The sequence below is a fragment of the Alteromonas sp. BZK5 genome (assembly GCF_014349115.1).
GTDB classification, from domain to species: Bacteria; Pseudomonadota; Gammaproteobacteria; order Enterobacterales; family Alteromonadaceae; genus Alteromonas; species Alteromonas macleodii.
On the sequence record NZ_JACSOE010000190.1, the window covers coordinates 1 to 2,919 of the forward strand.

Consider the following 2,919-nt stretch of genomic DNA (forward strand, 5'->3'; position numbering starts at 1 on the left):
CGCCTAGTATCAATGAATTAAATGCGAGAACCCACTAATGAAACTGATTGACCGCTTAGTAAAAATAAAAACTGTTGATGATATTGATGAACAAATACGTTTAGCCAAACAATACGCAAGGCGCCTAAGGGCAGAAGCTCAAGCTAAATTGTTAATAGGTGAAACATTAATCGTTCAAGGGAAATTAAAAGAAGCTGAGAGCACGCTCAGAAAGCTGCGTATGCGATGCTTTGATATCGAGGATGCAATCGTAGCCGGTAATTATCAACCACAAGCGCTTAACTCCTAACCACCCGCGAGGTACCTATGAAAATTTCTGAGTCATACATCGATGATGCCGTACATGCAGCCATGGCATCATTGAAAAGATCCGGTTGCTACTTTACCACCAGTGATTACGAAGCCTTGAACGATGCAATTACCACATTTGTCCGGGATGAGTGTGGATTTGACGTCACCATAGATACGCATCAGACATCAAAAGAAAGATAGTCTTTCATCGATGAAGTAGGCACTAAACTAAGCATTATATAATGGATGCTATTTAACTCGGGGTACCATAATGGCTAGCGGATGCTCATCGCTAGCAGTAAAATGGCTGACCTATCACATCGAAGTTGTCCAGCTAAGGTTACCAAGTGCTACTTCACAAGGATTTTTTCATGAACCGCCAACTATAGACTTCGTTTAAAGCAACATTATCGGAATATTAATTTTATCATTTTGCAATACTATGTTTAAGTCGTATGCTGGTATCTACAGTATGCGACTTAACCCAAATTTCCCTTATGTGAGCAAGGACTAATCTAACATCATACACGCTCTGAAATCACTAAACTGAATGGCAATGGCGTTGGTGGCCGAGCGGGAACCGTTAATATTGACAACAGACCGAATCAACACTACTTCATCGACTAGCGCGTCATCGATAGCCCCATCCCAAACAACCTTATCTATTGTCGCTTTTACATTACCTCGACTTCGCTGGTCGGTAGGCATGTCTTTGCCCTTACCACCAAAATCAAGCGATAACGCCATTTTAAAGCGGTCATAAGCCTTCAGGCTACTGTCATCGAAGTCAGCAATAACACCACATACATTATCCTTTCCTTTAGGTGTGTACACCTCATACTTCTTGAACACATTAGAACCCACCGGTACATCCACGGGGACTGACATTGGGGTACCAGGGTGGTCATAATCTCGATTTAAATCCGAGACCGTAGACTGCTTTGACAGGCCAAACATTTCATCTAATGCACTGAATAAATCGACAGCTGCGACGGGAGCCGACAAACATGATAATGTTGTGACGGCAAAAAGGAATGGTTTAAAATTCATTATTTTCTCCTAGATAGTTATCATGAAAAAAAGGAAGCGATATCGCACTTCCATATGCCTTGTGATTTGTGTATTAGGCACTCTATACCCCAGAAGTTAATTTCAAAGACATTAACGTTGTTTTCTATCCTCTTTTTATCGTATTAGAAAGTCGTTCAACTAAGCCTGACTCTTTCTTTATTGTGATGAGACCTCCGTACAATGAAAAAAATAAGATCAAAATTACAATTCAATTACTAAGTATAAAAGAGGAAGATAACTTAGATGGAGTCATGGCGCCACTGCTGAAATTCCTAAAAGAGAATGTCGCAAAGGTTCAACAAGCATCCAGAAAAACAAAGTAAGCATCGCAAACATACGCTTGATGTATTCCTAAATATAACCCTTCATATTTAGCTATTGCTTGTATTTTTTTTACTCTGTGTTTTTCGGTTCTTCATGTAACTACTCGAACTAGTTTTGAATTACCATCTGTGATTGAGCAGTGGCCATATCGTCCTCATAATATCGTTTACCTGCACAGTAAGTAGAGAAGCTCTCGTTTAGACTATTGTGTTTGTCTACTTTCTTATTAAAGCCTTCATGACTAGTTGAGTACTCATCAAACACACCGTTTCGTGTCTCTAGCAACTGATTGTAATTATCAATTTGCTCGTTGTACTGGTTAATTTTCTGCTCAGTAATAAGTACATTCGTGTCAGTCTTACTAACCAAATCAGATAGTTCTTTAAGCTGTTTATCATATCCTTCGATAATGCTTGTGAGGGCGTCAAGAGGCTCTTTGAGTTTGATAATGTTGCGCTCGGATTTATCTAAAGCTTTTTGTGTGTTTATGCAGGTAACTAAGTCTTGAACCGACAGGGTGTTGGCGTCATAGGTTTTCGATGTTGCCCCTTTGATACCTGCCCCTAATCGAAATCTATTTTTTGCTGCGACGTCATGACTAAACGAAATTGAAGTCGCTACAGCTATAATAAGTACTAGGTAGGAATATTTCATCGTCTCAATCATCCTTTTGATGGGGAAGCTTCCTTCGCCTAACCATAACGCACCATGGCGATTACCGCAAAGGCGTTAGGCGATTCAATAAAAGGGATGGGCTAGTTATTTTGATACTGTGACTCTATGGCTAGTAGATCTGAACCTTCGATAAAGCGTGCAGAACGGGGAAGCCCAAATTGCGCTGTCAGGAATGCTTCTGGGGTATCTCTTAGCGCATCGCTTATCGGGCCTACGCCTTTTGCAAATATTGTCATCTGATAGCGCGGCGTGTTTGGTTTAACACTCGGTGTGACAACGTACAGCAAATCATCGGTGATAAACCCAGCCAGCTGACCTGCATTTATTGCATCAATAAACTCTGGGTAACCTCGCATTTTTTCTAATTCTGATAGCACCGCTGCCGCTGACTTTGCCACCTTTTCACAGCAGTGATAGGCATCAAACGTGGCATAGCATGATAGCTCTTGCAGCATTGCCTGACGTTCCTGCTTAAACATTACGGCTGCATGTCGATAGAGCTGTCTTAGTAAGTGAGGGTCGTGATTAGACGCCATGTATACGCTTTCGACCCAAGCA

General features: G+C 41.2%; 4 protein-coding genes. 1 reads left to right on the forward strand and 3 read right to left on the reverse strand.

Annotated features, from left to right (window positions below; genetic code table 11):
- Nucleotides 1-37: 37 nt before the first annotated feature.
- On the forward strand, nt 38-289 hold the full coding sequence (locus BIZ39_RS21070) for a hypothetical protein (protein WP_187448001.1): 252 nt from the start codon (nt 38-40) through the stop codon (nt 287-289).
- A 512-nt stretch (nt 290-801) separates the two neighbouring features.
- On the opposite strand, the gene BIZ39_RS21075 is transcribed toward BIZ39_RS21070, so the two are convergent.
- The 3 genes from BIZ39_RS21075 to BIZ39_RS21085 form a co-directional block, all read right to left on the reverse strand.
- Nucleotides 802-1,341: a hypothetical protein gene (locus BIZ39_RS21075; RefSeq protein ID WP_187448002.1), complete on the reverse strand. Its 540-nt coding sequence runs from the start codon at nt 1,339-1,341 to the stop codon at nt 802-804.
- A gap of 453 nt (nt 1,342-1,794) precedes the next feature.
- Nucleotides 1,795-2,340 (reverse strand): hypothetical protein, encoded by a 546-nt coding sequence (locus tag BIZ39_RS21080; protein WP_187448003.1) that lies wholly within the window; start codon nt 2,338-2,340, stop codon nt 1,795-1,797.
- A 101-nt stretch (nt 2,341-2,441) separates the two neighbouring features.
- A partial coding sequence (locus BIZ39_RS21085; RefSeq protein ID WP_222936741.1) for a hypothetical protein occupies nt 2,442-2,919 on the reverse strand: 478 nt, incomplete at its 5' end.